This window comes from Collinsella sp. LCP21S3_D3, from assembly GCF_052118305.1.
Classification (GTDB): domain Bacteria; phylum Actinomycetota; class Coriobacteriia; order Coriobacteriales; family Coriobacteriaceae; genus Collinsella.
The window spans coordinates 43,840-70,824 of sequence record NZ_JBQKHK010000006.1 but is presented as its reverse complement, the minus strand read 5'-3'; the positions used below and the strand labels follow the sequence as shown (position 1 = coordinate 70,824).

Annotated in this window: 22 protein-coding genes, 1 other RNA gene and 2 pseudogenes; 12 read left to right on the top strand and 13 right to left on the bottom strand. The window is 60.5% G+C overall.

Annotation, left to right across the window (positions count from 1 at the left end):
* Positions 1–22: 22 nt before the first annotated feature.
* The gene (locus tag ACTQ1S_RS04220; RefSeq protein ID WP_441053933.1) at positions 23–310 is read right to left on the bottom strand and encodes a hypothetical protein; all 288 of its coding nucleotides are present in this window, start codon (positions 308–310) and stop codon (positions 23–25) included.
* 142 nt (positions 311–452) lie between these two features.
* Positions 453–1,736, bottom strand: a complete 1,284-nt coding sequence (locus ACTQ1S_RS04215; RefSeq protein ID WP_441053935.1) for an O-acetylhomoserine aminocarboxypropyltransferase/cysteine synthase family protein — start codon at positions 1,734–1,736, stop codon at positions 453–455.
* A 158-nt stretch (positions 1,737–1,894) separates the two neighbouring features.
* On the opposite strand from ACTQ1S_RS04215, the gene ACTQ1S_RS04210 reads away from it, so the two are divergent.
* Positions 1,895–2,413: a C-GCAxxG-C-C family protein gene (locus tag ACTQ1S_RS04210; RefSeq protein WP_195838525.1), complete on the top strand. Its 519-nt coding sequence runs from the start codon at positions 1,895–1,897 to the stop codon at positions 2,411–2,413.
* A 67-nt stretch (positions 2,414–2,480) separates the two neighbouring features.
* Here the strand turns inward: ACTQ1S_RS04210 and ACTQ1S_RS04205 are convergent, their stop codons facing one another.
* The 3 genes from ACTQ1S_RS04205 to rpsA form a co-directional block, all read right to left on the bottom strand.
* Positions 2,481–3,119, bottom strand: coding sequence for a YigZ family protein (locus ACTQ1S_RS04205; RefSeq protein ID WP_195838524.1), 639 nt, complete (start codon positions 3,117–3,119; stop codon positions 2,481–2,483).
* Between the two features lie 355 nt (positions 3,120–3,474).
* An RNA gene (gene rnpB / locus ACTQ1S_RS04200) (RNase P RNA component class A) lies at positions 3,475–3,836 on the bottom strand.
* 341 nt (positions 3,837–4,177) lie between these two features.
* On the bottom strand, positions 4,178–5,344 hold the full coding sequence (rpsA, locus tag ACTQ1S_RS04195; protein ID WP_154515317.1) for a 30S ribosomal protein S1: 1,167 nt from the start codon (positions 5,342–5,344) through the stop codon (positions 4,178–4,180).
* Between the two features lie 313 nt (positions 5,345–5,657).
* On the opposite strand from rpsA, the gene ACTQ1S_RS04190 reads away from it, so the two are divergent.
* Positions 5,658–6,416: an HAD family hydrolase gene (locus ACTQ1S_RS04190; protein WP_441056167.1), complete on the top strand. Its 759-nt coding sequence runs from the start codon at positions 5,658–5,660 to the stop codon at positions 6,414–6,416.
* Between the two features lie 87 nt (positions 6,417–6,503).
* Here the strand turns inward: ACTQ1S_RS04190 and ACTQ1S_RS04185 are convergent, their stop codons facing one another.
* Positions 6,504–6,893: a hypothetical protein gene (locus ACTQ1S_RS04185; RefSeq protein WP_441547140.1), complete on the bottom strand. Its 390-nt coding sequence runs from the start codon at positions 6,891–6,893 to the stop codon at positions 6,504–6,506.
* A 298-nt stretch (positions 6,894–7,191) separates the two neighbouring features.
* Here ACTQ1S_RS04185 and trpS point away from each other — a divergent pair.
* From trpS to ACTQ1S_RS04170, 3 genes and pseudogenes are all read left to right on the top strand, one after another.
* Positions 7,192–8,241: pseudogene (trpS, locus tag ACTQ1S_RS04180) on the top strand (tryptophan--tRNA ligase).
* Positions 8,242–8,377: 136 nt separating this feature from the next.
* Positions 8,378–9,241, top strand: coding sequence for an HAD-IIB family hydrolase (locus ACTQ1S_RS04175; protein WP_233540280.1), 864 nt, complete (start codon positions 8,378–8,380; stop codon positions 9,239–9,241).
* Positions 9,242–9,435: 194 nt separating this feature from the next.
* Complete coding sequence (locus tag ACTQ1S_RS04170; RefSeq protein ID WP_199407147.1) at positions 9,436–9,798, top strand: MGMT family protein; 363 nt, start codon at positions 9,436–9,438, stop codon at positions 9,796–9,798.
* Positions 9,799–11,205: 1,407 nt separating this feature from the next.
* Here the strand turns inward: ACTQ1S_RS04170 and ACTQ1S_RS04165 are convergent.
* On the bottom strand, positions 11,206–12,456 hold the full coding sequence (locus tag ACTQ1S_RS04165; protein ID WP_117799207.1) for an MFS transporter: 1,251 nt from the start codon (positions 12,454–12,456) through the stop codon (positions 11,206–11,208).
* A 394-nt stretch (positions 12,457–12,850) separates the two neighbouring features.
* Between ACTQ1S_RS04165 and ACTQ1S_RS04160 the strand changes: the two genes are divergently transcribed.
* From ACTQ1S_RS04160 to ACTQ1S_RS04140, 5 genes and pseudogenes are all read left to right on the top strand, one after another.
* Positions 12,851–13,870 carry an SPFH domain-containing protein gene (locus ACTQ1S_RS04160; protein WP_118345662.1) on the top strand — a complete coding sequence of 340 codons (1,020 nt, stop codon included), beginning with the start codon at positions 12,851–12,853 and terminating at the stop codon, positions 13,868–13,870.
* 64 nt (positions 13,871–13,934) lie between these two features.
* On the top strand, positions 13,935–14,126 hold the full coding sequence (locus ACTQ1S_RS04155; RefSeq protein WP_117734980.1) for an Arc family DNA binding domain-containing protein: 192 nt from the start codon (positions 13,935–13,937) through the stop codon (positions 14,124–14,126).
* Positions 14,127–14,469: 343 nt separating this feature from the next.
* Positions 14,470–15,090: a helix-turn-helix domain-containing protein gene (locus tag ACTQ1S_RS04150; RefSeq protein ID WP_117762863.1), complete on the top strand. Its 621-nt coding sequence runs from the start codon at positions 14,470–14,472 to the stop codon at positions 15,088–15,090.
* A gap of 100 nt (positions 15,091–15,190) precedes the next feature.
* A complete protein-coding gene (locus ACTQ1S_RS04145; protein ID WP_441063176.1) occupies positions 15,191–15,544 on the top strand; it encodes a hypothetical protein in 354 nt (117 codons plus the stop codon).
* 196 nt (positions 15,545–15,740) lie between these two features.
* Positions 15,741–15,911: pseudogene (locus ACTQ1S_RS04140) on the top strand (helix-turn-helix transcriptional regulator); the annotation flags it as partial.
* A gap of 342 nt (positions 15,912–16,253) precedes the next feature.
* On the opposite strand, the gene ACTQ1S_RS04135 reads toward ACTQ1S_RS04140, so the two are convergent.
* On the bottom strand, positions 16,254–17,576 hold the full coding sequence (locus tag ACTQ1S_RS04135; protein WP_441056171.1) for an L-cysteine desulfidase family protein: 1,323 nt from the start codon (positions 17,574–17,576) through the stop codon (positions 16,254–16,256).
* Positions 17,577–17,843: 267 nt separating this feature from the next.
* Here ACTQ1S_RS04135 and rpiB point away from each other — a divergent pair, with 267 nt between their 5' ends.
* A complete protein-coding gene (rpiB, locus tag ACTQ1S_RS04130; protein WP_006234151.1) occupies positions 17,844–18,311 on the top strand; it encodes a ribose 5-phosphate isomerase B in 468 nt (155 codons plus the stop codon).
* A 177-nt stretch (positions 18,312–18,488) separates the two neighbouring features.
* Here the strand turns inward: rpiB and ndk are convergent, their stop codons facing one another.
* The 4 genes from ndk to ACTQ1S_RS04110 all read right to left on the bottom strand — a co-directional run bounded on the left by ndk (position 18,489) and on the right by ACTQ1S_RS04110 (position 22,457).
* Positions 18,489–18,893 carry a nucleoside-diphosphate kinase gene (gene ndk / locus ACTQ1S_RS04125; protein ID WP_055251725.1) on the bottom strand — a complete coding sequence of 135 codons (405 nt, stop codon included), beginning with the start codon at positions 18,891–18,893 and terminating at the stop codon, positions 18,489–18,491.
* Between the two features lie 385 nt (positions 18,894–19,278).
* The gene (gene argH / locus ACTQ1S_RS04120) at positions 19,279–20,709 is read right to left on the bottom strand and encodes an argininosuccinate lyase (protein ID WP_441547139.1); all 1,431 of its coding nucleotides are present in this window, start codon (positions 20,707–20,709) and stop codon (positions 19,279–19,281) included.
* A gap of 118 nt (positions 20,710–20,827) precedes the next feature.
* On the bottom strand, positions 20,828–20,998 hold the full coding sequence (locus ACTQ1S_RS04115; RefSeq protein ID WP_441547138.1) for a hypothetical protein: 171 nt from the start codon (positions 20,996–20,998) through the stop codon (positions 20,828–20,830).
* 232 nt (positions 20,999–21,230) lie between these two features.
* Positions 21,231–22,457 carry an argininosuccinate synthase gene (locus ACTQ1S_RS04110; protein ID WP_035138001.1) on the bottom strand — a complete coding sequence of 409 codons (1,227 nt, stop codon included), beginning with the start codon at positions 22,455–22,457 and terminating at the stop codon, positions 21,231–21,233.
* Positions 22,458–23,011: 554 nt separating this feature from the next.
* On the opposite strand from ACTQ1S_RS04110, the gene ACTQ1S_RS04105 reads away from it, so the two are divergent.
* Entirely contained in the window at positions 23,012–23,839 is an 828-nt protein-coding gene (locus tag ACTQ1S_RS04105) for a Cof-type HAD-IIB family hydrolase (protein WP_441537986.1), read from the top strand.
* Between the two features lie 275 nt (positions 23,840–24,114).
* Here the strand turns inward: ACTQ1S_RS04105 and polA are convergent, their stop codons facing one another.
* A complete protein-coding gene (gene polA / locus ACTQ1S_RS04100; RefSeq protein WP_441547137.1) occupies positions 24,115–26,865 on the bottom strand; it encodes a DNA polymerase I in 2,751 nt (916 codons plus the stop codon).
* Positions 26,866–26,985: the final 120 nt, after the last annotated feature.

Genomic DNA, 26,985 nt, shown 5'->3' with positions numbered 1-26,985 from the left:
TTAATAAACATTGCTCGATAGTCTACCACGGACCGACCCCCGCCCGCCCCACAAGCCGCATCGCACCACAAAGCCGCATCGCCGCACAAGCCGCAAGCAGATACACCGAGCTTACCAGCTGAATGCGATCGAGGCCCACGCCCAGCTCCTTTTGCATCACGGGCAGCGCCACGGTCACGACGGTCGAATCCAGACACACCATAAACGTCATGATGAGCACCGTAAACAGAATCGCCCATTTGTTCTTGCCATGGGTGTCCCCCTCAAGAGCGATGTGTTCGCGGCGCAGCTGCTCTGCGGTTTTCTCCATATCCATCCTTTCGAGTGGCGCAACACAAAAAACGGGGCCCCAATCGCCTGCAAACAGTCGCGATTGGGGCCCCGCCTACGGTATCGGAGCTAAAGGTCGCCGAAGCTTTCTGCCGGCATCGGCGCCTTGCACGAACGCTAGCCTAGCACTGCTCGAGCGCCTGCTCAAGGTCGGCAATCATATCGGCCGTATCCTCGAGACCGCACGACAGGCGCACCATGTCGGCGGAGATACCACAGGCGATAAGCTCCTCATCGTTCATCTGGCGGTGCGTGGCGTTAGCGGGATGCAGGCAGCAAGTGCGGGCGTCGGCCACATGCGTGGCGATCTGAGCGAGCTTGAGGCTCTTCATAAAGGTCTCGGCCGCCGCGCGACCACCGTTAAAGCCAAAGCTCACAACGCCGCAGGTGCCGTTGGGCATGTACTTCTGAGCCAGGTCATAGTACTTGTCGCCCTCCAGACCCGGATAGCTCACGAAGCGCACCTTGGGATGGCTCTGCAGGAACTTGGCAACAGCCAGGCCGTTCTCGCAATGACGCGGCATGCGCACATGCAGGCTCTCGAGCGAGCTGTTCAGGAAAAACGCCGCCTGCGGGTTCTGCATGGGGCCGAGGTCGCGCATGAGCTGAGCGGTTGCCTTGGTAATGAAGGCGCCCTCGCGACCGAACTTCTCGGCATAGGTCACGCCGTGGTAGCTCTCATCGGGCGTGGTGAGACCCGGGAACTTGTCCGCATGGGCCATCCAGTCAAACTGGCCGTGGTCGACGATCACGCCGCCCAGGTAGGCCGCATGGCCATCCATGTACTTGGTGGTGGAGTGCGTAACGATATCGGCTCCCCACTCAAAGGGACGGCACATCACGGGCGTCGGGAAGGTGTTGTCGACCATCAGCGGCACGCCGTGGTCATGCGCGGCCTTGGCAAAGCGCTCAATATCGAGCACGGCAAGGGCGGGGTTGGCGATCGTCTCGCCAAAGACGAGCTTGGTATTGGGCTTAAAGGCTGCCTCGAGCTCCTCATCGGTGCAATCGGGGGCAACGAACGTGCAGGTAACGCCCATACGACCCATGGTATGGGCAAGCAGGTTGTAGGTACCGCCGTAGATGGCCGAGCTTGCGACCACATGATCGCCGGCGCCGGCCACGTTAAAGATCGCGAGGAAGTTCGCAGCCATGCCCGAGCTCGTGAGCATCGCAGCGGTGCCGCCCTCCATCTCGCAGATCTTGGCGGCAACCAGATCGCACGTAGGGTTCTGCAGACGGCTGTAGAAATAGCCAGACTCCTCCAGGTCAAACAGCTTGCCCATGTGCTCGGACGTGTCGTACTTCCACGTGGTGGACTGGTAGATGGGCACCTGGCGCGGCTCCGCATCTCCCGGGTGATAGCCGCCCTGAACACATGTAGTACCGATGGTCTGCTCGCTCATATCTAGCTCCCTTGCCTGGGTTACATTTTTATCCGGTTCACGATACCGCTACCCCGCACCCCTCTCAACCCATCCCCAAGGTAGGTTATGAGACAAATCAACCGGGGGCATTTATCGCAGATCTTGGCATTTATTCGATAGATAAAAATGAGGCATACATGAGGCTTTCGATGAACAAATGCATCGGCAAGGGTACCATAGGCGAGTACACCGTTACCGAGGAGACAACGATGAAGCAAATCGATACTGCCCAGCTCGACATCACCGCCTGTCAGGCTCAGGCTGCCGAATACCACGCCCGTGGCTTTAACTGCGCACAGGCCGTCGCCTGCACGCTCGCACCCGCCGTCGGGCTCGACCCCCAGACCGCCTTTATCCTCACCGAGGGCTTTGGCGCCGGCATGGGCGGCATGACCGAGACCTGCGGCGCTATCTCGGGCGCCGTGGCCATCATGGGCTTTGTAATGAGCGACGGCATGGATAACCCCAAGACCAAGGGCCAGACTTACAAGCTGTCGCGCGAAATCGCCAAGCGTTTTAAAACGAAAAACACGACGACCGTCTGCGGCACGCTCAAGGGCATCGGATCGGACAATGGTCCGCTCCGCAGCTGCCCCGGCTGCATCGACGACGCCATCGAGATCGCCTGCGATGTGCTAAAGCAGCTCGCCGAGTAAACGGCGGCAACAGAAAACGACGGCCGGCGTGCTTGGGATTCATCCAAAAGCACGCCGGCCGTCGCCGTTAGAACTCGGCAAATTTGGGAGCGCCGACCTCAATCTCCTCGCGCCCCGCCATAAGCTCGCGCATCTTAGCGCAAAACGGCTCCTGCTCCCCCGCCTTAAACACCAAATGGATCGTCACGGCATCCGCGTAATCGGTATCCGAAACCTTGGCACCCGAATCCTGCGCCAAACGAAGCACCTGCTCATACTGCGGATAGGCCACGTGCACGTCAACAGGCACGACGCTCGTCATCTCAACGACCTGCCCTGCCTCCTGAGCAGCTGCCACCGCCGCCTGCGTCGCCGCGGTATAGGCGCGCACCAAGCCACCGGGCCCCAACAGCGTGCCGCCAAAATAGCGCGTCACCACGCAGCAAACATTTTTGAGCCCAGCGCCGCGCAACACCTCGAGCGTCGGCATGCCGCTCGTGCGGCTCGGCTCACCGTCATCACTCTGACGCTCGCGTCCATCGACCAAAATCCACGCGGGAACATTGTGTCGAGCGTCGTAATGACGCTTGCGAACCATCTCGATGAAGGCATTCGCCTCATCCTCGGATTCAATATGGACCAGCTGGGCAATAAACCGGCTCTTGCGATCCACAAACTCGCCAGAAGCCTCAATATTCGATCGCAGAGTAAAGTAGCTGTCCAACAAAGCCCCTCAACAAAACTAAGCGCGGCAACAAACAGCCTCAATAATACGGCAAAGACAGCACCGTTGTCCTCGCCAACAAGAGCGAAAACGCCAATGATGTCGTCACCAACAGCGAGAACCCGTCAGCGCGAGCAAGGTGCCTTGAAAGACGAGATTGCAACAGAAATGAGGCTGCCGATGACCAGGCAAAAACAGCGAGATGCCAAGAACGGAACCGCCGATGATTCCGTCAACGAAAGCGAGAACCCGTCAGCGCGAGCAAGGTGCCTTGAAAGACGAGGGCATTGACCTTATGGTCATGCCCGAAGGCTTGAAAGGCAGATTGTCGCGCTGACGGGTTCGCAGCGTCAACAAAGTGCCGAGTGGGCCTATAAGCCGGGTTCTGTCGTGAACGGTCATTTATCTTGTCTGCACGTTACCGTGCAGCTCCACGCACGCTACCCGAACGCGGACCGGGCCGGCCCATAGCGTTCCTATTCGCGCTTGCTCCGGATGGGGCTTGCCAAGCCGCCGTGTTGCCACGACGCTGGTGGTCTCTTACACCACCGTTTCAGCTTTTCCCTTTACGCCTTGCGGCGCAGGTGGGAGTCTTCTTTTCTGCGGCGCTTTCCGTCGGATCACTCCGCCCGGCCGTTAGCCGGCATCCCGCCCTCTGGAGCCCGGACTTTCCTCACGCGTGCCGCAAGCAGCACATCGCGCGACCGTCTGGCCCACTCAGCAGTGCAAGAGTGTAACACACCGTTGCCGCAGGCAAAGGCACAACACAAGCGTTCGACACGATATACCAAGAACCATGCCATGCAGTACAATAGGGTTGTCGATGGGCAACGTCGCCAGTCGAGACGCGACCGCGCTCCGCACCCCTCCGTCTACTCGGTGCGTTCCCGCCTCCTCCCCGAGGCGGGATGTCGGCATTTTCATGCACCGACAACCCAATAGCCTGTGAACAGCCCGGACAGCATTGCGCACGAGTAGCATTGCGCACCTCACCGGCAAACGCAAAAAGGGACCCGTCCATTGCGGACGGATCCCTTAAAGCAAGTGATCGTCAAACCGATTTACTCGGCGTCGGTCTCCTCGTCCTTCTTCTCGGAAGGCAGCGGGGTAACCTCGATCTCGACGCCCAGAGTCTCAGCAGCGGACTTCATCGACAGGGAGATACGACGACGGTCGAGGTCGATCTCCATGACCTTGACCTGAACCTTGTCGCCCACGTGGGTGACCTGAGAAGGCTGGTCGACGTGCTTGTTGGCCATCTCGGAGATGTGCACCAGGCCCTCGATGCCCTCGCCCAGATCGACGAAAGCGCCAAACGGGACAAGCTTGGTCACCGTGCCCTCGACGATAGCGCCGACGGGGTACTTCTTGACCAGTGCGCGCCACGGATCCTCGGTGGTCTGCTTGAGACCCAGGGAGATGCGCTCGCGGTTGAGATCGACGTCGAGAACCTCGACCTCGACCTCCTGGCCGACCTTGACAACCTCGGAAGGATGGTTGACGTGGTTCCAGGAGAGCTCGGAGATGTGGATGAGACCGTCGATACCGCCGAGGTCGACGAAGGCGCCGAAGTCGACGATGGAGGAAACGGTGCCCTGGAGACGCATGCCAGACTTGAGCTTGGACAGGATCTCGGAACGCTCGGCCTTACGGGACTCCTCAAGCACGACGCGACGGGAGAGAACGACGTTGTTGCGGTTGCGGTCCATCTCGATGACGCGGGCCTCGATGCGGGTGCCCATGTAGGAGGTGAGGTCCTTGACGCGACGGAGGTCGACGAGGGAAGCGGGCAGGAAGCCACGCAGGCCGATGTCGAGGATCAGGCCGCCCTTGACAACCTCGATAACCTCGCCCTCGACGTTCTCGCCGGAGTTGAACTTCTCCTCGATGCGGTTCCAAGCACGCTCGTACTCGGCACGCTTCTTGGAAAGGACCAGACGACCGTCCTTGTCCTCCTTCTGGAGAACCAGGGCCTCGATGGAATCACCGAGTGCAACGATGTCTGCAGGGTTAGCGTCCTTGCGGATGGACAGCTCGCGGACCGGGATAACGCCCTCGGACTTGAATCCGATGTCAACGAGCACCTCGTCATGCTCGATCTTAACGACAGTACCGTTAACGAGATCGCCCTCATCAAAGTCGGTAATCGTACCGTCGATGAGGTTGTTCATCTCCTCCTCGTTGACATCGTCAAGAGAGAAAATGGACGAGTTCTGAATCTCACTCAAAGGTGGACCCCTTTCGAACTACGGGGCCCCGATTGCTAGGACCTACAGAAGGGTGCGACAAGCACACAACGTTTAGGAACACTCGGGAGCCGACAGATACTAATGTGACGCTTATGCAATCACGTTCGTATAGGTTACGTGGAAATCACTTCGATTTCAAGCGTGAACTGCGATTTTTTACTCGTATGGAGACTTTTTCGCAATCTTGTGAACGACCGTCTCCATAAGTTGACGATAAGCAGTTGAGTATACGGCTTTGGGGTAAAGTATCCGGAGCCCACGTTCTAAACGATTTTTCGAGAAAGGTGCCCGCGTGCTCAAAGCAGTCGTTTTCGATATGGACGAGACGCTTCTCAGCATCAATCTCAACGCGTTTATCCTTCGCTATTTTAAGGATGTCTCGTCAATGCTCGCGGATATCGGACGATGCAGCCGCGGTGGTACGATGGCACGCCTCGGCACCATCCTGGTCGACCTCAACGCCAATCGCCGAAGCGGCACGGACAATCGCACCAATCTTGAGTTTTACCGCACCGAGGTCGAGCGCAGGTGCGGCATCTGCCTCTCGGACCCACTCATCTATGAGGCTTTTACCTACTATGAACGCGAAGTTCTCCCGTACAAGAATGACGATGCCATCAATGCCCACGCCATGCCGGGTGCGCACGCCGCGCTTCAAGCCGTACAGGACGCGGGGCTGCGCTGTGCGCTCTTCACCAACCCCAGCTTTCCCCAAGGGGCCATCGAGTGCCGCATGGGCTGGGGCGAGCTGACAGACGCGCCCTTCGAGCTCGTAACGCACATGGGCAACGCCACGCGCTGCAAGCCCGATGCCACATATTATCTAGGGCAGCTGCAGGTCATGGGGCTCGAGCCACATGAGGTTCTCATGGTGGGCAACGACCCCAAGCGCGATTTCCCCAGCCCCGCCTGCGGCATTCAAACCGCCTATGTGGGCCAAGGAAAGCCCGGCCGAGCCACCTGGCGTGGAACCATGGAAGACTTCGCCCGCGACTTTAACGCCGTAGTAGAAGCCTTCTACGAGCACCAAATAGCCGACGAACTAAGCTAGTCCCCAAATCAGGAATGGGGCGCACGTTTGCCCCACGCTTCGTTACGTGGGCAACGGCTTGAGGGCAAGATGCGATGCCCCAGTGTCCTAGGCCGTGATCATTTTGACGCGTTCGCCGATTTTGGAGTCGCGCCTGTCGGAAATAACAGTAAAGCCCTCCAGGTCGCACACCTTTACATTTGAAAACACGTGGAACTTGGAGCTATCGGCGAGTACGCAACTCGCTTGGGAATTCTGCATCACGATACGTTTTTTGATAGCCTCGGGATAACCTGGCGTCATGATGCCGCGGTCCTCGTCCACCGCATTGACACCTATAAACGCCCGGTCAAAGTACAGCTCGCGCAGCGCGCTCTCAACCATAGGACCGGTGAGCGAGCAGGTAACGGGGTTGAAGTCGCCGCCAATTACCACCACCTTAGCACCAAGCTCGCCCGTAAACCGACATGCATAGCCGTTGGTGGTGTAGATAGTCACCGGCTTGTCGACGAGCAGGCTCAGGAGCGCCGTCGCGGTGGTACCGGAGTCGACAGCGAGATGAGACCGTCACGCCCGAAGACCCCGCTTTCGCCGCCGAGGAGCGCGCGGCGCACGCGGCCCATGAGGAGCGGCTCGAGCATATCGAGGGGCTCCTTCCCAAGAAGGGAAACGACCCTGCGGGACGACACGGCGAAAACCATCGTTGATTCCGGCAAGAGACGCCGTTTCTCTGGTAGCTTCATCTTCAACCAAGACCGACAATGCCGGCCAGGCACTCAACCCAAAAGGAGACAGCATGCCCAACGAGCTCAGCTATGAGGTCAGCCTCGAGCGCAGCAACCAGATCCGCGCCGACCTGCCGCAGCACCCCGAGAAGTACACCATGCTCACCGGCGACCGCCCCACCGGCCGCCTGCACCTCGGCCACTACTTCGGCACGCTCAAGAGCCGTGTCGAGCTGCAGGACATGGGCGTCCACACCAACGTGCTCATCGCCGACTACCAGGTCATCACCGACCGCGACAGCACCGACAACATCTAGGACAACGTCTACAACATGGTCATCGACTACCTGGCCTGCGGCCTGGACCCCGACAAGACGATGATCTACACGCACTCCGCCGTGCCCGCGGCAAACCAGCTCATGCTGCCGTTCTTGTCGCTCGTCTCCGAGGCCCTGCTGCAGCGCAACCCCATCGTCAAGGCCGAGATGGAGGCCAGCGGCCATGAGCTCACCGGCCTTTTGCTCACCTACCCCGTGCACCAGGCGTGCGACATCTTGTTCTGCAAGGGCAACGTCGTGCCGGTCGGGCGCGACCAGCTGCTGCACATCGAGCTCACCCGCACCATCGCACGCAAGTTCAACAACCGCTACGGCAAGGTGTTCCCCGAGGTCGACGCGCTGCTGTCCGATACGCCGCTGCTGCCCGGCCTTGACGGGCGCAAGATGAGCAAGTCCTACGGCAACGCCATCAACATCTCCATGACCGCCGAGGAGACGGCCAAGCGCATCAAGAAGAGCCAGACCGACGGCGAGCGCATGATCACGTTCGACCCCGAAGCCCGTCACGGTGTGTCCGGCCTGCTCTCCACCGCCGCCATCTGCACCGGCCGCTCCGAGGTCGAGATCGCCGAGGAGATCGGCATGGGCGGCGCAGGCGCGCTCAAGAAGTACGTCACCGAGAGCGTGAACGAGCACTTTGCCCCCATCCGCGCCCGCCGCGAGGAACTGGTCCAGGATATGGACTACGTCAAGGACGTCCTACGCGAGGGCAATCGCCGTGCCAACGAGGTCGCCGAGGCGACGCTCGCCGAGGTACGCGAAGCCATGGGAATGGTGTACTAAGCCATCCGGCTCGCGGAAACGCGCCGCGACACGCGAATGGGCCATCTTCACGTGTCCACGCCTTCGACATAGCCAAGGTCTTACGAGGTGGGCGATAATAAGCCCGCCTCGTTTTTTACGTTGTATGGGGGATTGCATGTACCGACTTGTTGCCAGCGATATGGATGAGACGTTTCTCGACGCCGACCACGCCATCCCGGCGTCCAATCTCCGAGCACTCAAACGCATGAGGGAGCTCGGTGTGCTGTTCGTCCCTTCGAGCGGGCGATGGTATTCCTCTATCATGGACAACTTCTCGGGGGAGGCCCGCGAGCTGATCGAAGACGGCTATGTGCTCTCCTATAACGGCGGCTTCATCAACCGCGTGGGAGACCCCACCCCGCTCACCACCTGCGGCCTTTCCAACGAATGCGCGAACGCGATCTATGCAAAGGGGCTCGAACTCGGACTCTGCATGCACGTCAACGTCGCCGACGGCCACGTGTTCGTGAATGACGCACCCACACGGGAGCGCGACTATCTGGAATCGATCACCGGGGTCACTCATTTTCGCGGATCTGACCATCCCGACCTCTCATTCCTTGAAGGCCGTGGCATCGTGAAGATCCTGTACGTCGACTGGGACTTCGATGAGCTGCAGGAATTGGGCCGCAAGCTCGCGCCGATGGCCGAGCGACTCGGCGTTGACATCACCTTCTCCTCCAAGCGCTACCTCGAACTCATGCCCGCAGGCGTTGACAAAGGGACGGGGCTCACGCGCCTTGCCGATATGCTGGGAATTCCGATGTCCGAGGTCATCGCCGTTGGTGATTCCGCAAACGACCTCTCCATGATCAAGGCGGCGGGACTGGGCGTCGGCGTGGCGAATGTCACCGACGACGTGCGGCCGTATTGCGATGTCGTCCTTGAAACGGCTGGGACTGAGGGTGCGTTCTCCGAACTCATCGAGCGATTCCTTGAACCCCAACGACCACATGTCACTGTGTCTTTCTATTTGTAACCCTTGATTAACTTATGGAGAGGCTGTGTGCTCGTCGGTCTACGACTTGGGTCTCAGAGAATTAGCTATAGGTAACTTAATGAAGGCACAGGCGAATTAAAGACCTTCGACACGAACGTTGCGCCTTCCCTCCCCTCGCGCAACACCTCTTTGGAAAGGCGCCCCGCGCATGTGGGGCGCCTTTCTTGACTACAATGGCGATATCGATTGAAAGTGAGGGCGGCATGGCAGACCGGGACACCGACGGATTCTTCAACCGCGTATACGACATGGTACGCCAGGTGCCCTGCGGCATGGTTGCCACATATGGTCAGATCGCCAAGCTCGTTGGTGAGCCCCGTCGAGCCCGATACGTGGGATACGCCCTGCACGTCAATCCGGAACCCGGCACCATCCCCTGTCATCGCATCGTATTCGCCGACGGACGCCTCGCGGAGGGGTTCGCCTTCGGTGGGCCCGAGGCGCAGCGCACACTGCTCGAGGACGAAGGCGTTGCCTTCCTCGCCAACGGACATGTCGACCTGCAGGCCTCTCGCTGGCCAGCGGGCCTGGTATGACAAGGGGCGCCGACAGCGCCCCTTCCCGTTTTGGATCCTTGGCAGGCAACCCAATCAAACGGTCGCCTCGAGTGCGTCCCCCGCGCGGTCGAGTGTGCTTCTGACCTTGGCACCCTGTTTGAACCACGTGCGCAGGTCCTCGAGCGTGCTGCCCGCTTGCATACACCTTGATTTTGCGACCACCCCTCGTGGTCACCGTGCAGCGGTCGCCGCTCTCGCTGTTCTCGTGCGCCGTGATCTTCTTGAGGTAATCGCGGCGAAACGCCACGACGCGGGCGTTGCTGATCTCGATGAACCAATCGTCATCGACAAGCGAAGTACCCGTGGCACCTCGGCTTGCCATCTCCTCGGAGAAGGAGAAACCGAGCGCGCGCTCCTGCCTGCCGATCTCGAGGATGCCGCGGGCCGGCATGCCGAGCATGAGCAGGGGCAGGAACCCCCCTATGAACAGGAACAGGAACGGGATGAGCACGAGCAGGCGCGCACCCTCGTCGGTGAAGACCGCCATGAAGGCGAGGACGAGCGAGAAGACGAGGGCCATGCCGTTGAAAACAATCGTCAACGGCTTGATGGCAGACCAACACAGGCCCGCCTTGGTCATGGGACCGTCGACGGCGTCCGAGACTTCGATGCCCTCTTCCTCCAGACGGGCGAGGAGGTTGAGCGAGCACACCCCCTCGAGGCTTATCGAGCAGAACTTCCGGTCGCCCTCGAACAGGTCGATCCTCATCATCTGCGCGTGAAGCGTTGCACGGGTGATGTTGCCAAACGTCGTCTCCTTGCGGATGCCGAAGGCGTTACGCGAGAGAATGCGCCCACCGTCCACGTCGATACGCGGGATGCTCAGCAAGGCCCAGATAGCCATACCCGCGAGCGCCATGGCATGACCGAACCACACAAGTTCGTGGTCCCACTCGCCCAGCGAGACGCCCTGCCAGACGTAGACACCCAGCATGAGCAGTTCGAACGCGACGGCGCAGCAGGCGATGATCGTGCGGATGGCTGCGGGCATGCGCACCGTGAAGCAATCGAGGCTGTCCGTTGCCTCGCTGCGCTCGCGCGCGCCGCGGCGGGCGACCCATGCAGTGAGCGGGCCGACGATGAACACGGTCATACCGACGCGCAGAATGGATTCGAGCAGATTACTCATAGGGGCCACCGCCTCGAGCTCTGGAGATTAACTGCAGGAAACGCTGCCAGAACGATGGGATGCGCACAACGTAAGGAGCCGCGTATCGGCAAGCGGCGGCATCGCAATCGCCCGACGAACAGATGATGATCGGCGCCGGGCCAGACGAATTAAACAAAAGGGTGGTCGACGGCGCCCTCGCAGGCGCACCGTCGACCACCCTTCACGTCGCAGCGACCCTACGAGCCGTCCGAAACGAAACGCACTCCGCCAGAGCGCTACCCAATCTTGCGGATGCTCGGGATCGCCCAGGTGATGCCTGCTAGGATCACCATTGCAGCACCGATGAGCACGAAGCACGCGCTTACGCCGATGGCGTCCGCGAACAAGGTCGATGCGACGAGCCCCACGGGCATAGCCCAGCTGCAGACCGCTCCGTACAGACCGAAGACGCGGCCCATGCACTCGGGATCGACGCGCTCCTGCATGAGCGCCATCTGCGGCGCGCTGTACAGCGGACTCGAGACCCCCATCGCGAACGTAAGCCCCAGAAACACAACGAGCGCGGAAGGGGGCACGAGGCCGCCCGCGAGCGTGCCCGCTCCGAAGAGGCCGATGGCCAGCGTGCACGAAAGAGCGCGGTTCTTAAGGCCACCCGTCGCCCCGATCCAGCCGCTCGCCGCGATCATGCCGACCGAGAACGCGATCTCCGCGATAGCCGACTGCGTAGTGGTGCCCCCAAAATGGTCGAACACCATGAGCGGGAACAGCGCGGATATGGGCGAGAACAGGACCGAGAAGGCGAAGCCGATCCAGAGCATGGCGAACAGACCGTGATGGCGTTTGAGCTCGCGGTACCCGTTGGCCGTCTCCAATAGGAAGGCCCGCACCGCGCGGTGCGACGCCTCGGCGTTCTCCTCGGGCGTATGGCGCTCGGGCGCCGGCGTCTTGATGCCGGAGGTCGCCACCGCGATGCTCGCGAGCACCGCCCCGGCGACATCGAGCGCGATCATGAAAGTCAGACCAAACGCCGGGTAGACCGCAGCGGCGATGGCGTTGCCGATGATATAGCTACCCGACTGCATGAACTGCAGCATGCCCGCCAGCTTGCCGAGCACCTCGGGCGGGGCGATGAGCGGTGTGAGCGCGTTGAAGGCGGGCGTATGGAGCGTGCTGCCCAGCGCACGGACGAACAGCACCGCCGCCACAACGGCGACAGAAAGGTCGCCCCGAAGCGAGCCGAAGACAAGCGTGAGGCTCACGGCCGCGATGAAGAGATCGGCGCCGATCATGAGACGCTTGATGGACGTGCGGTCCACGATGGTGCCCGCGAAGGCGCCGAGGAGCGCCATGGGCAAGAAGGCCGCCAGGCTCACGAACGACAGGGCGCTCGCGGAGCCGGTGGTGAGGGTGACGTGCCAGATGAGACCCATCTGCAGAATGGAGCTCGTGAGCACGGAGAAGAACTCGCCGATCCAGACGATGGCGAGCGAGCGCTTCCAAGAAGCGCAGGGATTCGGTTGTGTCATGGAATAATCCTTTGATGCGATCGGTGGTATGCAGCGAAGTACCGGTCGCTCACGCGACCGTGGCTAGAGCCAAATCCTCATGGAAGCAAGCATGGTGCAGCTCCCCTTTCCAAATCTAGAGGTAAACCTTCAGCCGTGAGTGAATCTATTATAGGGACTTGCGAGCCAAGATGCAACAGGAAGACCTCTACGGAGCGTAGATGCCGGGCGCCCCGAACCACTTATGCCATGAGAGACGGCATCCGATTCTCCTTGACTTGGTCTCAATGTGATATCACAATGCAATCAGCAGTCGCACGGACTGCTCGGGGACTCGCCTCCTCCCCATCGCAATCTGGAGCGCGGCGCCGGGGACGTCATGCAAACGCCGGCGCAGTCATGAAAGGAACTCACAATGAGCGTGGAAAAGCAACTCAAGGCCAAGTCGGGCTACGGCATGCTCGTCGCCGTGGCGGTGGCGCTCATCGTCATCATCGGCCTCTTTATCTGGAGCACCATCGGGCTCGCGAGCACGCCCGACGGCGTCGACGCGCCCGCAGTCTACGGATGGGGGCTCGGCCTCAGCATCCTCGCGTTTTGCCTGTGGTTCATCCCACTCAACGGATTCTTCTCGCTGCAGCCCGGCCAGGCGCGCGTGTGCATCCTGTTCGGCAAGTACGTGGGCACCGTCCGCGACGAGGGCTTCTTCTGGGCCAACCCGTTCTTTAGCAAGAGCATGGGCGGATCGGCCGGGATCGGCGAGATGATCGAGCTCGAGATGAGCGATTCCAAGGCCGCCAAGGCCGCGGCGCAGAAGGCCGCCAAGGGCAACCCCACCACTATCTCCACCCGCGTGCGCACCCTGAATGGCGAGCGCCTGAAGGTCAACGACAAAATGGGCAACCCCATCGAGATCGCAACCGTCGTGGTGTGGCACGTCGCCGATACCGCCAAGGCGCTCTTCGACGTCGACGACTACCAGAGCTATGTCGCCATGCAGGCCGAGACGGCGCTGCGCCACGTGGCGAGCGTGTACGCCTACGACCACCTGGAGGACGAGTCCGATGCCGCCGGCGCCATCACGCTGCGCGCCAATGTGGAAGAGGTCTCCGAAGCCCTGCGCCGCGAGCTCGCGATGCGCCTGGCGCCCGCCGGCGTCGAGGTCGACGATGCACGTCTCACGCACCTCGCCTACTCCCCCGAGATCGCCCAGGCGATGCTGCGCCGCCAGCAGGCCGAGGCCGTCATCGCCGCACGCAAGAAGATCGTCGAGGGCGCGGTCTCCATGGTCGACATGGCCGTGAAGGAGATGGCTGCCGGCGGCACCATCGAGCTCGACGACGAGCGCAAGGCGCAGATGGCCAGCAACCTCATGGTGGTGCTCTGCGGTGAATCCGAGGCGCACCCGGTGCTCAACGCAGGCTCGCTGTACTAACCCCAACACCAATGAGTAATATGGGGACGGGTGCAAAATTGCACATTCGACAAGAAGGCACGTCATGGCACGCAAGCAGTATCCACTCCGTATAGACCCCGCTATCTGGGAGGCCGTCCAACGCTGGGCGGACGATGAGATGCGCAGCGCCAACGGTCAGGTGGAATGGATCTTGCGAGACGCCCTCAAACGCGCGGGAAGGCTGCCGAAGAAAGAGCCCTCGTTCAAGGGCACGCCCAAAGGCGAAGAGGGCTAAGCCGGGAAGACAGGGCTCGGCCGCTGCCGACGTCGGGACAAAGCCGCGCCCCGCGCCGCGGTCGAGGCAGAGCTGAGCCCCGCCGCTCCAAAGTCGAGCCGAACGGCGGGGCCAACACCAACCCAAAGCAAGCTCGCCCCCTCTATACGCACCAACCGGTCCCCGGAGGCATCCGCCTTTGGGGACCGTTCTTTTCCCAGCTAGATGTCGTATATAAAGCCTTTTGACAGCTCGATTTTGCCCCGTGGGGGTCAAATATAAAGACCTTTGATGGTACGATGCTCGCGTCAATGACATGGTGGCTCTCGACAGGGGTCACCCCGACCCTCTAGGGAGCAAACGCATGGAGCTGGGCTCGCACATCAAGGAGCATCGCACGGAGCTCGGACTGTCCCAAGACGATCTGGCGGAGCGCATCTACGTGTCGCGCCAGACCATCAGCAACTGGGAGTGCGGCCGTACGTATCCGGATGTCCAGAGCCTGCTGCTGCTTTCCAACGTGTTCGGGGTGACCGTGGACTCCCTCATCAAAGGAGATGTGGAAACCATGGCACAGGTAATGAACGAAGCGGTCAAGAAGTACAACGCCCTATCCACAATCACGGTCGTGAGTGCGGTCGTGTTTTTGGTGCTGAGCGCGTGGGCGGCGTTCCAGTTCGAATGGGGCTGGGGCATGCACATCGCGCCCACCGCGGCGTTTGCCGCCGTGGCGCTCGTCGTGATGCTCGTGGCGTTCGTGTATATGGAACGCATGAAGAAGCAGCACGACCTCGTCACGTACCGCGAGGTGTTGGCGTTTAGCCGCGGCGAGCAGGTCGATCGCGACACGCTCGAGGGGCGCCGTGAGCGCGAGATGAACCCTTGGGTCAAGGGCACGCGCAACGCGGTGCAGATCATCATCGGCGCCATCGCCGGCGGACTGGTGGGCGTCGGCATCGGCATGCTCGCCAAGATGCTGAGTTAAAAGCGCGGGTACGCACCCGTTCCCCGAAATGGTATCCCCCTTAGCCCCCATTCTGAAGATGTATGCCAGAATGGGGGCGATTCCCGTTAGGAGGTGCCCCATGAACGTCACCGTACGCGCGTCCCTCATCGCATTGATCGCAATCGTTGGCGCCTGCTGGGCAATCCCCGTCCTCCTGGTGAGGGTCGTCCCACCCGATGCCGGCATGATCGCCATGATGGCGCTGATCTACCCCGTGCTCCCCGCAACTGCAATCACCCTCGGCCTGCTCGCCGCGAACTCCGCGAGGACGCTCTTCTGGGTACCCGCGGCGCTCGGAATCGGACCCGCGGTCCTGTTTCCCCTCAAGGTCGAGGGCAGCCAGGACCTTGCGTTCCATGGGGTTGCCTATACCGCAATCGGCTACGCCGCCATGGGCCTGTACACTTGGACGATTGCTCGACAGCATCGCTAAGCCATCGCCCCGCAAGCCTCCACAAGCCAAATCTCCCCGCGGCGATGGCACGCATCGCAGCAACAATCATGCAGGTAAACCCCGTGCAAAACAGTTTTTGCAGCGCCCGGCAAGCCTTGCCGCATATGATGTACAACAGATTCGATAGCGCACCCTACGTGTTCGCGGGACGCTCCTTCACGACCGGGAGGTGACGATGGACATCAGCAACCAGATCAAGACGCGGCGCGAGGCGATGGGGCTCTCCCAAGAACAGCTCGCCGAGAAACTCTACGTGTCGCGTCAGACGATCTCGAACTGGGAGCGGGACAAGACGTATCCGGACGTCCAGAGCCTGCTCATGCTGAGCATCCTATTCGACACCTCCATAGACACGCTCGTGAAGGGAGACGTAACCGTTATGGAAGAGGCAGTCGAAAGAGATCGCAAGCGCATGGGAACGCGGATGCTGCGGCTGGCGGTGGCGTTCGCACTGATACTGTCGCCGGCGTTTAACTGGATGGAGGGCACCTGGGGCGCCGGCTTCGCCGCGGCTGCGGCGTTCCTGCCGGCGATAGCGGCGCTTGTTGTCGCAACCGTCCTCGAGCGCATCAAGCGCGAGAACGACCTGGTGACCTACCGCGAGATCCTCGCTGTCCGCAATGCAGACAGGTGCTTTACAGCCACAAGCGCGATAGTTTCAACAACAAGATGCAGTGCCCCAGAGCCCCTAGCAGTCGACGATGGTCTTGCCGATCATGATGTTGAGGATCTCGACGTCGGTATCCTTCATGCCAACGCGGCCCACATAGCCCATGCTGGCGATCGTCTCTTCCACCGTATCCTGAATCAGGCCCTCGCCGGCACGGAAGCCGCGGCCCTGCATGGCCATATCGTGGCCCAGAATCGCCGCATCAACGGCAGCGGAAATCTTAGCGGCGCAGCTTGCCTTGGCGCCATCGCACACGATGCCGCCCACGTTACCGAGCGTATTGGAGACCGTCGCGCCGATCTGCTCGCGCGTGCCACCGCACAACCAGGTAATCGCCGCGCCGGCACCACACGCAGCGCAAATAGCACCGCAAAACGCCGAGAGCGCACCAATATAGCTCTTGATATGCACGGCAATAAGATCAGACAGCATCACGGCGCGCACCAGGCGCTCGTGGTCGCAGCGCAGGTAGTCGGCATATTCCATAACGGGCAACGCACAGGTAATACCCTGGTTGCCCGAGCCGCACACAATGGCGACCGGCAGCGCACAGCCGTTCATGCGGGCATCGGACCCGGCGGCCGCACGGGCACGGGCACGGCAGGCGACGTCGTCGGCACGAGCGCCCAGCAGCGTACGGCCTACCTCAGCGCCCCAAGCGTGCGCCAGGCCCTCGGCGCTTATTGCGCCGTTCAGCTCAATCTGACGTTCAACGGCGGCGCGAGCACCCTCGATGTCGCCGTCCTCGATAAAGTCGATGATGGATTCGATCGACATGGGCGTGTCGGCCTTATCGGCGGCACGCTCGGCCACGACGCGCTCGGCGCAGGCGTCACACTCCCCCGCCGACTTGCCACACACCGGAATACCGTCGAGCGTATGGCACGTAACATTGGTGTGGTGGTCGGTGATCTCGACGACCGCGGTATGGCCCCCGGCAGTGGCAGTTACCTTGATATAGAGGTTAGGCACACCCTCGACAAGCGACACGTCGCAGTAGTCAGCGTCGGCGAGCAGCTCGGTCACGCGAGCGCGGTCTGCATCGTCAACACTCTCGAGCACCTCGAGCGCGCTCTTGGCGTCACCGCCCACGGCACCCAGCACGGCCGCAGCCTCGATACCGTGCATACCGCCCGAGTTGGGCACGGTCACGCTCTTTACATTCTTGATGATGTTGCCCGAGCAGGCAACAACCATATGTTCGGGTTCGCAACCGAGCGTCTGGCTCGCCAGCGCCGCCGCATAGGCAACGGCAATGGGCTCGGTGCAGCCGAGCGCACAGACAAGCTCGCGGTTCAAAACATCACAAAACGCGGTATCACGGATGGAATCGGTAGGCATAGGTATCTCCTACATGTATAACGGGTTGCTCTCGCAAGTATCAACTTCTCCATTTGATAACAAGGCACCAAAAACCGCAAGTCGAGTTCCGGCAGACGGCCGCCAGAAGCAAATTGGCGGCATTTTTCGTGATGGGCTAATGTTCGCGTCCGCTAAAGCGTTTGACCAAAAAACGCCCGAGTGTTTAGGCAAAAGACGCGCTATCATGCAGTCGAACGCGGTAAAACCTTTAGCAATTCCGCCGCACGGACCAGAGAGGAACCACTCATGAAGATCGGTATCGGCAACGACCACGCCGCCGTCGAGCTCAAGAACATCATTTCCGAGCACCTGAAGGAGCGCGGCTGCGAGGTCGTGAACTTTGGCACCGACACCTCCGAGAGCTTTGATTACCCCATCGCCGGCTACAAGGTGGGTAAGGCCGTGGCCAACGGTGACGTCGACCTGGGCATCCTCATCTGTGGCACCGGCGTCGGGATTAGCCTGGCTGCCAACAAGGTCGAGGGCGTACGCGCCGTCGTGTGCTCCGAGCCCTTCAGCGCCAAGCTCTCCCGCATGCACAACAACACCAACGTGCTCGCCTTTGGCGCCCGCGTCGTGGGCTCCGAGCTCGCCAAGATGATTGTCGACGAGTGGCTCGACGCCGAGTTTGAGGGCGGTCGTCACGAGCGTCGCGTTAACCTCCTCAACGAGATCGACCACACGCGCGGCCTCAAGGTCGTCGACGAGGCTTAAAGACCTACAAAGCCATACGCTAACGCCAGCCCCCGCCCGGAAGAAACATCCGGACGGGGGCTGTTTAGTAGATTTTTGGGATATACCTAGAAATCTACTGGAATAAAAAGGGCGCCGCGGATGGAATTCCGCGGCGCCAAAGCCACACGCTAACAGCTTTGAGGAGTCAAAGCTGGTTTAGCCAAAGAAGCGCTTGATCTCGATCTCGGCGTTCTCCAGGCAGTCGGAGCCGTGGATCACGTTGGCGTTGACATCGACAGCGAAGTCGCCGCGAATGGTGCCGGGGGCAGCGTCAAGCGGGTTGGTAGCGCCCATAAGGGTGCGCATCTTGGAGACAGCGGAGAGACCGGAAACGACCATCTTGACGACCGGACCGCTCGTCATAAAGTCGCAGAGACCGCCAAAGAAGGGCTTGTCGGCCAGATGGGCGTAGTGCTCCTCGACGGTAGCACGCTCGAGCGTGGTCATCTCCATGCGCTCGATGACAAGGCCGCTACGCTCAATGCGAGCGACGATCTCGCCGATCTTGCGATCGCGCACAGCGTCGGGCTTAATCATAATGAAGGTCTTCTCGATAGCCATAAGGTAGCCTTTCAAGTAGGTTCGCGCGTGCCCAAGTCCCATTCCGGCACCCGCCTGGACTGCATCGTAACAGAGTTTTAGCTGCAGTTAAACAAAAAACTGTTTATTGAAACACTACAATTTATTAAAACGTTCCATATGTGTCACTTCTGTTTCGAAGCCCGATTAGAGTACCATCCGACCGCGCATCAACCGCACCGAACCGAGCGGACGGTCGGTTGCCGCCCGTGAACGTAGCCCCTTCACAACCTGCCCAAAGGTCCTACAGAAGTTATCGACAAGCCCCTTCCCCATTGCAACAAAATACGGGCGTCCGCTGCAGCAGACGCCCGTAAAAGCAAAAACGATTTATCAATAAATGGCCAAAGCCGCTTCAACTAAACCCTTACTTTGCCCCGTGGCCCATCTCGACGACCTTGGTCAGCGATCCAAGCACACCTTCGTCGGCAACGAGTTGTGCCTGGGCACGCTGCAGCTGCACGGCAACGGCGGCAGGGGCGGTACCGCCCTCGGTCGTGCGTGCAGCGACAATCGACGGGATGTCGAGCGCCTCGGTAATGTCGTGCTCAAAGAGCGGGCTAGCCTCTTGGAACACCTCAAACGGCAGGTCCTCAAGATTGCAGCCGCGCTTCTCGCACATCAGGACCAAATGGCCCACCACGGCGTGGGCCTCGCGGAACGGCAGGCCACGCTTGGCCAGGTAATCGGCAACATCGGTGGCGGCAAGGTGCCCCACGCCGCACTCGCGCGCCATGGCATCCTCGTTGACGGTCCAGGTCGAAATCATACCGGCCATAACGGACAGGCACTGCATGAGCGTATGGGCGGTATCGAGCGCGCCCTCCTTGTCCTCCTGCAAGTCCTTGTTATAAGCGAGCGGCAGGCCCTTCATGGTCACGAGCAGCTGCACCAGGTTGCCATAGACTCGGCCGCTCTTGCCGCGGATAAGCTCGGCAAAATCGGGGTTCTTCTTCTGCGGCATGATGGACGAGCCAGTGGAATACGAGTCGGAAAGCGTGATAAAGCCAAATTCGGAGCTCGACCACAGCACGATCTCCTCGGAAAGACGCGACAGGTGCATCGCCATGACGGAGCCGGCGTAATGCAGATCGAGGAGGAAATCACGGTCGGAAACCGCATCGAGCGAGTTGGGAATCACGCCCGCAAAGCCAAGTTCGGCGGCCGTCATCTGACGATCGAGCGGATAGCTCGTACCGGCAAGCGCGGCAGCGCCCAGCGGGCAGTTGTCGGCAGCATCAAAGGCGGCCTTCAGGCGTGTAAAGTCGCGCGCGAACATCCAAGAATACGCCAGCAGATGATGCGACAGCAGCACGGGCTGAGCATGCTGCATGTGCGTGTAACCCGGCAGAATCACCTTGTCGTACTGTTTGGCCGCATCCACCAGCACGTGGCGCAGCTCAAGATTGGCCTCCATGAGCTCCTTGGCCAGCGCCTTGACGCCCAGGCGCGTATCGGTCGCCACCTGGTCGTTGCGCGAACGTCCGGTATGCAAGCGCTTACCGGCCTCGCCGATGCGACGCGTCAGCTCGCTCTCGATGGACATATGGATGTCCTCGTCGTTGATATCGAAGGTAAAGTTGCCGGCATCGATATCCTGTTCGATTCCGGTCAGGCCCTCGGCAATCGCCTGCTCGTCCTCGGCGCTGATAATGCCCTGGGCCGCCAGCATCTTGGCATGTGCCTTAGAGCCAGCGATATCCTGCTTATAGAGATGTTTGTCGACCGGCAGCGACGCGCCAAACTCCTGCGTGACCTCGGCCACGCCTGTCTCAAAACGACCGCCCCAAAGAGCCATGGAACCGTCCCCTTTCTCCAAATACCAAAACAAGCGCCCAAAGCAAAGCGCCATGTCGCTAAAGCGATTTATCAACCGCTAGTTTTGCACATTCCCCGCCGCGCGCGAGGCCATGTGGCTAATTTGCAAAGAAGTGACGCACCAGGCACTTGGCGCCCATCGACTCCCGCCAGCCGTTGCTCGCCGAGCCGTCAATCCATGCCTTCAGGCTCATAGGGACATCCTCGACCTTTGCAGCATCGAACTCGGGCGCGATGGCAAGTAAAGCATGCGCGATAGCATTGAACATAATGGATACTCCTCATATAAATAGGCGCAGAGCCGCCAAATTGATAGAAGGAGCCCCGCCGGACAACCCCGGCGGGGCTCGGACTCAGCCGCAGGCGCGGCATCATATATGCGGGCGGAATGTAGGGGCCACCGATGTTAAGAAGTGTCAGCAAGCATAACGAAAGGTAGGGACCCCATGCGCCCGTTATGTATCACGCGGATGGGCCGCGCGGATACCAAGGGAGAAAGACTTAAGCCTGAGCGGCAGCAGAGCTGGGACCCTGGACCTTGGCCCACGTCTTGAGCGACAGCGTGTCGATCTCGATAAAGCCGGCGCTGGCCTTCTCGTCAAACGTGGTGTCGCGGTCGTAGGTGGCCAGACCGTAGTCATAGAGGCTGAAGGGGCTCTTGCGGCCGACAACATGGCAGTTGCCCTTAAAGAACTTCAGACGAACGGTACCGGTCACGAACTTCTGGGTATCGGCCATAAAGGCGTCGAGTGCGTTTTTGAGCGGGCTGTACCACTGGCCGTTGTACACGGCGGTGGCCCAATCCTGCTCGAGCTTAATCTTGGTCTTGAGCAGATCGCCCTCGACACAAATATCCTCGAGCGCCTTGTGGGCGGTGATAAGCGTCAGGGCGCCGGGAACCTCATAGCACTCGCGGCTCTTGAGGCCCACCAGACGATCCTCGACCAGGTCGAGACGACCAAAGCCGTTATCGCCCGAAATCTTGTTGAGGGCGATGACGATCTCGGAGAGCTTCATCTTCTTGCCGTCGACGGCGACGGGCTTGCCGGCCTCAAACTCAATCTCGGTGTAGGTCGGGGTGTCGGGCGTGTCCTCGGGATTCTTGGTCATAACCCAGGCGTCATCGAGCGGCTCGTTCCAGGGATCCTCCAGGTGGCCGCACTCAATGGCACGACCCCACAGGTTGTCGTCGATGGAATAGGGGTTGTCGTTGGCACCCTCGGGAACCGGCACGTTGTGGGCGTGAGCATAGGCGACCTCGTCGGGACGGCACTTCAGATCCCACTCGCGAACCGGGGCGATAACCTTAAGCTCGGGGTCGAGGGCCTTGACGGCAGCCTCAAAACGAACCTGGTCGTTACCCTTGCCGGTGCAGCCGTGGGCGACGTAGGTCGCGCCAAACTCGTGGGCGACCTCGACAAGCTTCTTGGCGAGCAGCGGGCGAGACAGAGCGGAAAGCAGCGGGTACTTGTTCTCGTACATGGAATTTGCGGCGATGGCCTTGGTCAGGAACTCATCGGAGAACTCATCGCGCAGGTCGAGCACCTGGCAATCAAGAACGCCCAGGTCGAGCGCTTTCTGTTTCTTGGCATCCAGGCCGGTCTCCTCCTGGCCCACGTTGCCGCAGACGCAAACGACATCGAGATTCTTCTCGTCCTGGAGCCACTTGACACATACGGATGTATCAAGTCCACCGGAATATGCGAGAACGACTTTTTCCTTGCTCATGGCTGTTTCCTTTCGCCCTTGGTAGCTAGTTAGAACATCGGTCAGTTGCAAGTCATTTCAAGGTCACATGTCGTGCAATATCAGGTTAAATAGCAAAAATCAGCACATACATGCCCTAGAAACATGCAGCAATGTCGTGCTAAAACCCAACGACCTTAAAATGACTCTGTTGAGGCAATTCGCCCCATGCGGACAGAGACGATTGTTATCGTCGTCGGGAAATTGCGCGCTGGCGTCGGAGGGCATTGTCTGCAGTGGTGATGATCTGTACGAACTGCATCTGCCTCTCCTTTCACACATCGCCGGGCGCAATTCTAATATCGCAAACGGTACCTTTTCCTCGGTAAGCGGCTCTTTTGCCGTCTCCGTTTTCGATGGTCGCTATATTACGCTAAAGTGCCTGCTGCACAAGCGACAAATTCAAATTTCTGAAAAGTTTTTTCATTAGTTTGTGAAATACAGTGCAAATACGCTCCGTTCCTGCGAAAATACGCCTGGTTACGAGTTGTTGGTTATAACGTCTGAAACAATTTCGAAACGAAAGGCTCGCTTTTATGCAAACTTACGAATCGGACGCCAATATCGGAAACATTAAGCTCATCGCCGTCGACATGGACAAGACGCTGCTGACCGACGAGCGCGTGCTGCCGCAAGGCCTTGACGAACGCCTGGACAAGCTCGCCGAAGCCGGCATCGTATTCTGCCCCGCCAGTGGACGTCCCGCCCCCAAGCTCGAGGAGATGTTCGAGGGCATCAAGAACCGCATCGCCTTTTGCCCCGATAACGGCGCGTGCGTGATATATCGCGGCAACTATATCTATAAGAGCAATATCGATGTGGCGCTCTACCACAAGGTCCTGGCACATGCCGTGGAGGACCCGCGTGCCGTTCCCGTCCTGTGCTGCTATGACGATGCTTACGTTTTGGCGCGCGACCACAAGTACCACGACGAGATCAGCATCTACTATTCTGCCATCAACTACATCGACACCTTTGAGGGTCTTGACGTCGAATCCAACAAGATTTCGATCTTCTTCCCCGCCTACGACGCCGAGCCTGCGTTCCGCGAGACCTATAACCCCGCGTTCTCGGATCAGCTCTACGTCACCAATGCGGGCCGCGAGTGGATCGACTTTATGAACCTGGGCGTCGACAAGGGCGCCGGCGTCGCGCACCTGTGCGAGCACTTGGGCATCGATATCGCCGATGCCGCCGCCGTGGGCGACACCTACAACGATATCCCTATGCTCGAGCGCGTCGGGCATAGCTTTATCGTGGACAATGCCGAAGAGCATATGAATGCGCACGCCAAGTGGCGCATTCCGAGCAACAACTACGGGGGCGTACTGACGCTCATCGACGCCATCTTGGCGGCTCGGTAATCTATCTCGTCGCCATGCCCGGGGCCGGCCGTTTGATTTTTGCTCGGTCAGGTCCTGGGCTCGCTCGAAGGCCACATTAAGTGGCCTTCGGCTCGTGCGGAATCTACGAAAAACTTACCCGCCTCGCCCGGCCAGGTCCTTGGGTGACTTGCTTGCCGCCTGGATGGCATCTTGGCGCCTAGATACTTTGGCTGAATTTAATTGAACGAAGGACGCTCCTTGTTGATGAGGGGCGTCCTTCTGTTTTTGGTTACTTTGGAACTGTGGTTACTTTCCTATTTCGCGTCGGCCCAGGTTATGCCGGTGCTGGCTTCGGCGATGAGGGGTACGCGGAGGTCTACGACGTGTTCCATGACGTCTTGGACCATGGCGGTCAGGCGCTCGACTTCGTCGACGGGGCACTCAAAGTCCAGTTCGTCGTGCACTTGCAAGATCATGTGGGCGGCAAAGCCCTCTTCTTCCAGGCGGCGGCTTACGCGGGCCATCGCGATCTTGATGATGTCGGCGGCGGTGCCCTGCATGGGGTGATTCATGGCCGTGCGCTCGCCAAAGCCGCGGAGCTGTGGGTTTTTGGCCTTGAGCTCTGGAATATGACGCCGGCGACCGTACATGGTCTCGGCATAGCCCGTCTGCTTGGCGCGCGCCACCACGTTGTCGAGGAACGTGCGAACGCCCGGGTAGGCCTCGTAGTAGCGATCGATCATGCCACGCGCCTCGGCCATCGAGATATGTAGCGACTGCGACAGACCGTACGCCTGCTGACCATACACAATGCCAAAATTCACGGCCTTGGCGCGACTGCGCAGGTCGGGCGTTACCTCGGACACCGAAACGCCAAACACGCGCGCGGCCGTCTCGGCATGGAAGTCCTCGCCCTCGTTAAAGGCGCGCACCAGGTGCTCGTCACCCGAGAGATGCGCGAGCAGACGCAGCTCGATCTGCGAGTAGTCCACCGCCAAAAAGACGCTGCCCTCACCTGCTGAAAACGCCGTCTTAACGGTACGGCCCAGCTCAGAGCGCGTCGGGATGTTCTGCAGGTTCGGGTCGCTCGAGGACAGGCGACCCGTTGCCGTGATGGTCTGGTTGTACGTGGTGTGCACGCGACCGTCACCACGGCGCAGCGGACCTAGCGTGTCCAGATAGGTCGACTTGATCTTGGACTTCTCACGCCAGTCCAAAATCAGGCGCACGATTTCGTGGTCACGGGCAAGGTCGCTCAGCACTTTGGCGTTGGTCGAATAGTACCCGCGCTTGGTCTTTTTGAGGCCCTTGGTCGGAAGCCCCATAACGTCAAAGAGCACGTGCGAGAGCTGCATGGGACTGCCGATGTTAAACGTCTCATCACCTGCCAGGTCGCGAATGCTGCGCTCGACCTCGGTGATCTGGGTCGCCAGGCCCTCGGACAGGCTGCGCAGCCGGTCGGGATCTACGAGCATGCCCGCGCGCTCCATCTTGGCAAGCACCGGCACGAGTGGCATCTCAATGCCATCGAACACGTTGGCGGCGTTCTCGCGGGCCATGCGGTCGCGAAGCGGCGCCACGAGTGCCAGCGTCAACGCCGCGGTACGGGCAGCAGGAGCAGGAGCGTCCTCGCCAGCACCATCCGCACCGCGCGCCGCAGGCAGCGCCATCTGCAGATAGGTATCGGCCAGATATGCCTCGTCAAACTCGGAGCGGTCGGAATCCAACAGGTACGCGGCAACCACGGTATCAAAGATGCGCACGGAATCGACTGCCAGCGGGTCCATGAGCTCGGGCTCAGAAGAATCGATGGGCGAAAGCTCATGCAGCAACGCCTTCATGTCCGGGCTCGCCACGCGGCCCTCCATAAACAGGCGCGCGAGCACGCCAGCGATAACGCCGTGGGCAGAATTGAAGCCCTCGACAGCGGCAGGCGTGCCGTCATCGGGTTCCTCGAGCGCAAAGAGCCCCTTGGGCGTCGCCAGCCACAGCGTACGCGTCAGGCCAAAGAGCGCACCCTCCTCCTTGTCATCGTCCACCACGGCGGCGACCCACTCGCCCGCATCAATCGTGCGAGAGATCTCGGCCGCCACAGCAGCAAGTGCCTCAGCATCGCCGGCGGCGGCACGCGAAACCGCGGGTATCTCGAACGCGCTGGCAGCGGGCACGACCCCGCCCTCGCCGCCAATCAGCGCCAGGAAGCGGTTCTGCATGGCCGTAATGCCAAGTGCGCCCAGCGCCGCGGACACCTCATCGGCAGAAAACGATGGGAAGGACGTCGCGTCAAAGTCGAGCTCGACAGGTGCATCGGTGCGGATGGTCGCAACCTTGCGGCTCAGCAGCGCATCGTCGATGTGTGCACGCAGGTTCTCGCCCATCTTGCCCTTGACCTCGTCAGCATGCGCAATGACCTCGTCCAAGCTGCCGTACTGCGCGATGAGCGCGCTCGCCTTTTTGGGGCCGATGCCCGGTACGCCGGGAATGTTGTCCGACGTATCGCCCTTCAGACCGTAAAAATCGGGCACGAGCGCCGGCGTAATGCCGTGATACAGGTCGTCCACGCTCTCGGGCGTCATGATCGCCACGTCGGACAGGCCCTTGCGAGTCGAGACCACGTTGACGTGCTCGGTCACAAGCTGATACATGTCACGGTCGCCGGTCACCAGCAGCATGTCGCAGCCGGCCTCCTCACCCAGGCGCGCCATGGTTCCCAGGATATCGTCGCCTTCCCAGCCCTCGGACTGCAGAATTGGCACGTTGAGCGCCGTAAGCAGCTCCTTAATCATGGGAAACTGCGCATGCAGATCGGGGTCCATGGGCGGACGCTGCGCCTTATACTGCGGCAGCATCTCCATGCGCACGCGCGGCTTGCCCTTGTCAAACGCCACGACCACACCGTCGGGGCTAAAGGCATCGATCATCTTAAGAAACATGTTCAGAAAGCCAAAGATCGCGTTGGTGGGGCGACCGTCCGGCGCGTTCATGGTCGGCGGCACGGCGTGGAAGGCGCGGTGCATGAGCGAGTTGCCGTCGATAACGGCAAAGGTGCGGCGCTTGTCAGACATATTGAATACCTCGCTTTGGACTGGGCACGGCTTGCTCACTCCAGTTTACACGCTCCCCGCCCCGCGGCCACCGCGCATCAAGCTCCCCCGCCACCGTGAGCCCGCGCGTGATACGATGGC

Bases quoted from the DNA above. Each gene is read 5' to 3' on its own strand.
- ACTQ1S_RS04220 (WP_441053933.1), bottom strand. From the start codon at position 310: ATGGAGAAAACCGCAGAGCAGCTGCGCCGCGAACACATCGCTCTTGAG.
- ACTQ1S_RS04215 (WP_441053935.1), bottom strand. From the start codon at position 1,736: ATGAGCGAGCAGACCATCGGTACTACATGTGTTCAGGGCGGCTATCAC.
- ACTQ1S_RS04210 (WP_195838525.1), top strand. From the start codon at position 1,895: ATGAGGCTTTCGATGAACAAATGCATCGGCAAGGGTACCATAGGCGAG.
- ACTQ1S_RS04175 (WP_233540280.1), top strand. From the start codon at position 8,378: ATGTACCGACTTGTTGCCAGCGATATGGATGAGACGTTTCTCGACGCC.
- ACTQ1S_RS04170 (WP_199407147.1), top strand. From the start codon at position 9,436: ATGGCGATATCGATTGAAAGTGAGGGCGGCATGGCAGACCGGGACACC.
- ACTQ1S_RS04165 (WP_117799207.1), bottom strand. From the start codon at position 12,456: ATGACACAACCGAATCCCTGCGCTTCTTGGAAGCGCTCGCTCGCCATC.
- ACTQ1S_RS04160 (WP_118345662.1), top strand. From the start codon at position 12,851: ATGAGCGTGGAAAAGCAACTCAAGGCCAAGTCGGGCTACGGCATGCTC.
- ACTQ1S_RS04155 (WP_117734980.1), top strand. From the start codon at position 13,935: ATGGCACGCAAGCAGTATCCACTCCGTATAGACCCCGCTATCTGGGAG.
- ACTQ1S_RS04150 (WP_117762863.1), top strand. From the start codon at position 14,470: ATGGAGCTGGGCTCGCACATCAAGGAGCATCGCACGGAGCTCGGACTG.
- ACTQ1S_RS04145 (WP_441063176.1), top strand. From the start codon at position 15,191: ATGAACGTCACCGTACGCGCGTCCCTCATCGCATTGATCGCAATCGTT.
- ACTQ1S_RS04135 (WP_441056171.1), bottom strand. From the start codon at position 17,576: ATGCCTACCGATTCCATCCGTGATACCGCGTTTTGTGATGTTTTGAAC.
- rpiB (WP_006234151.1), top strand. From the start codon at position 17,844: ATGAAGATCGGTATCGGCAACGACCACGCCGCCGTCGAGCTCAAGAAC.
- ndk (WP_055251725.1), bottom strand. From the start codon at position 18,893: ATGGCTATCGAGAAGACCTTCATTATGATTAAGCCCGACGCTGTGCGC.
- argH (WP_441547139.1), bottom strand. From the start codon at position 20,709: ATGGCTCTTTGGGGCGGTCGTTTTGAGACAGGCGTGGCCGAGGTCACG.
- ACTQ1S_RS04115 (WP_441547138.1), bottom strand. From the start codon at position 20,998: ATGTTCAATGCTATCGCGCATGCTTTACTTGCCATCGCGCCCGAGTTC.
- ACTQ1S_RS04110 (WP_035138001.1), bottom strand. From the start codon at position 22,457: ATGAGCAAGGAAAAAGTCGTTCTCGCATATTCCGGTGGACTTGATACA.
- ACTQ1S_RS04105 (WP_441537986.1), top strand. From the start codon at position 23,012: ATGCAAACTTACGAATCGGACGCCAATATCGGAAACATTAAGCTCATC.
- polA (WP_441547137.1), bottom strand. From the start codon at position 26,865: ATGTCTGACAAGCGCCGCACCTTTGCCGTTATCGACGGCAACTCGCTC.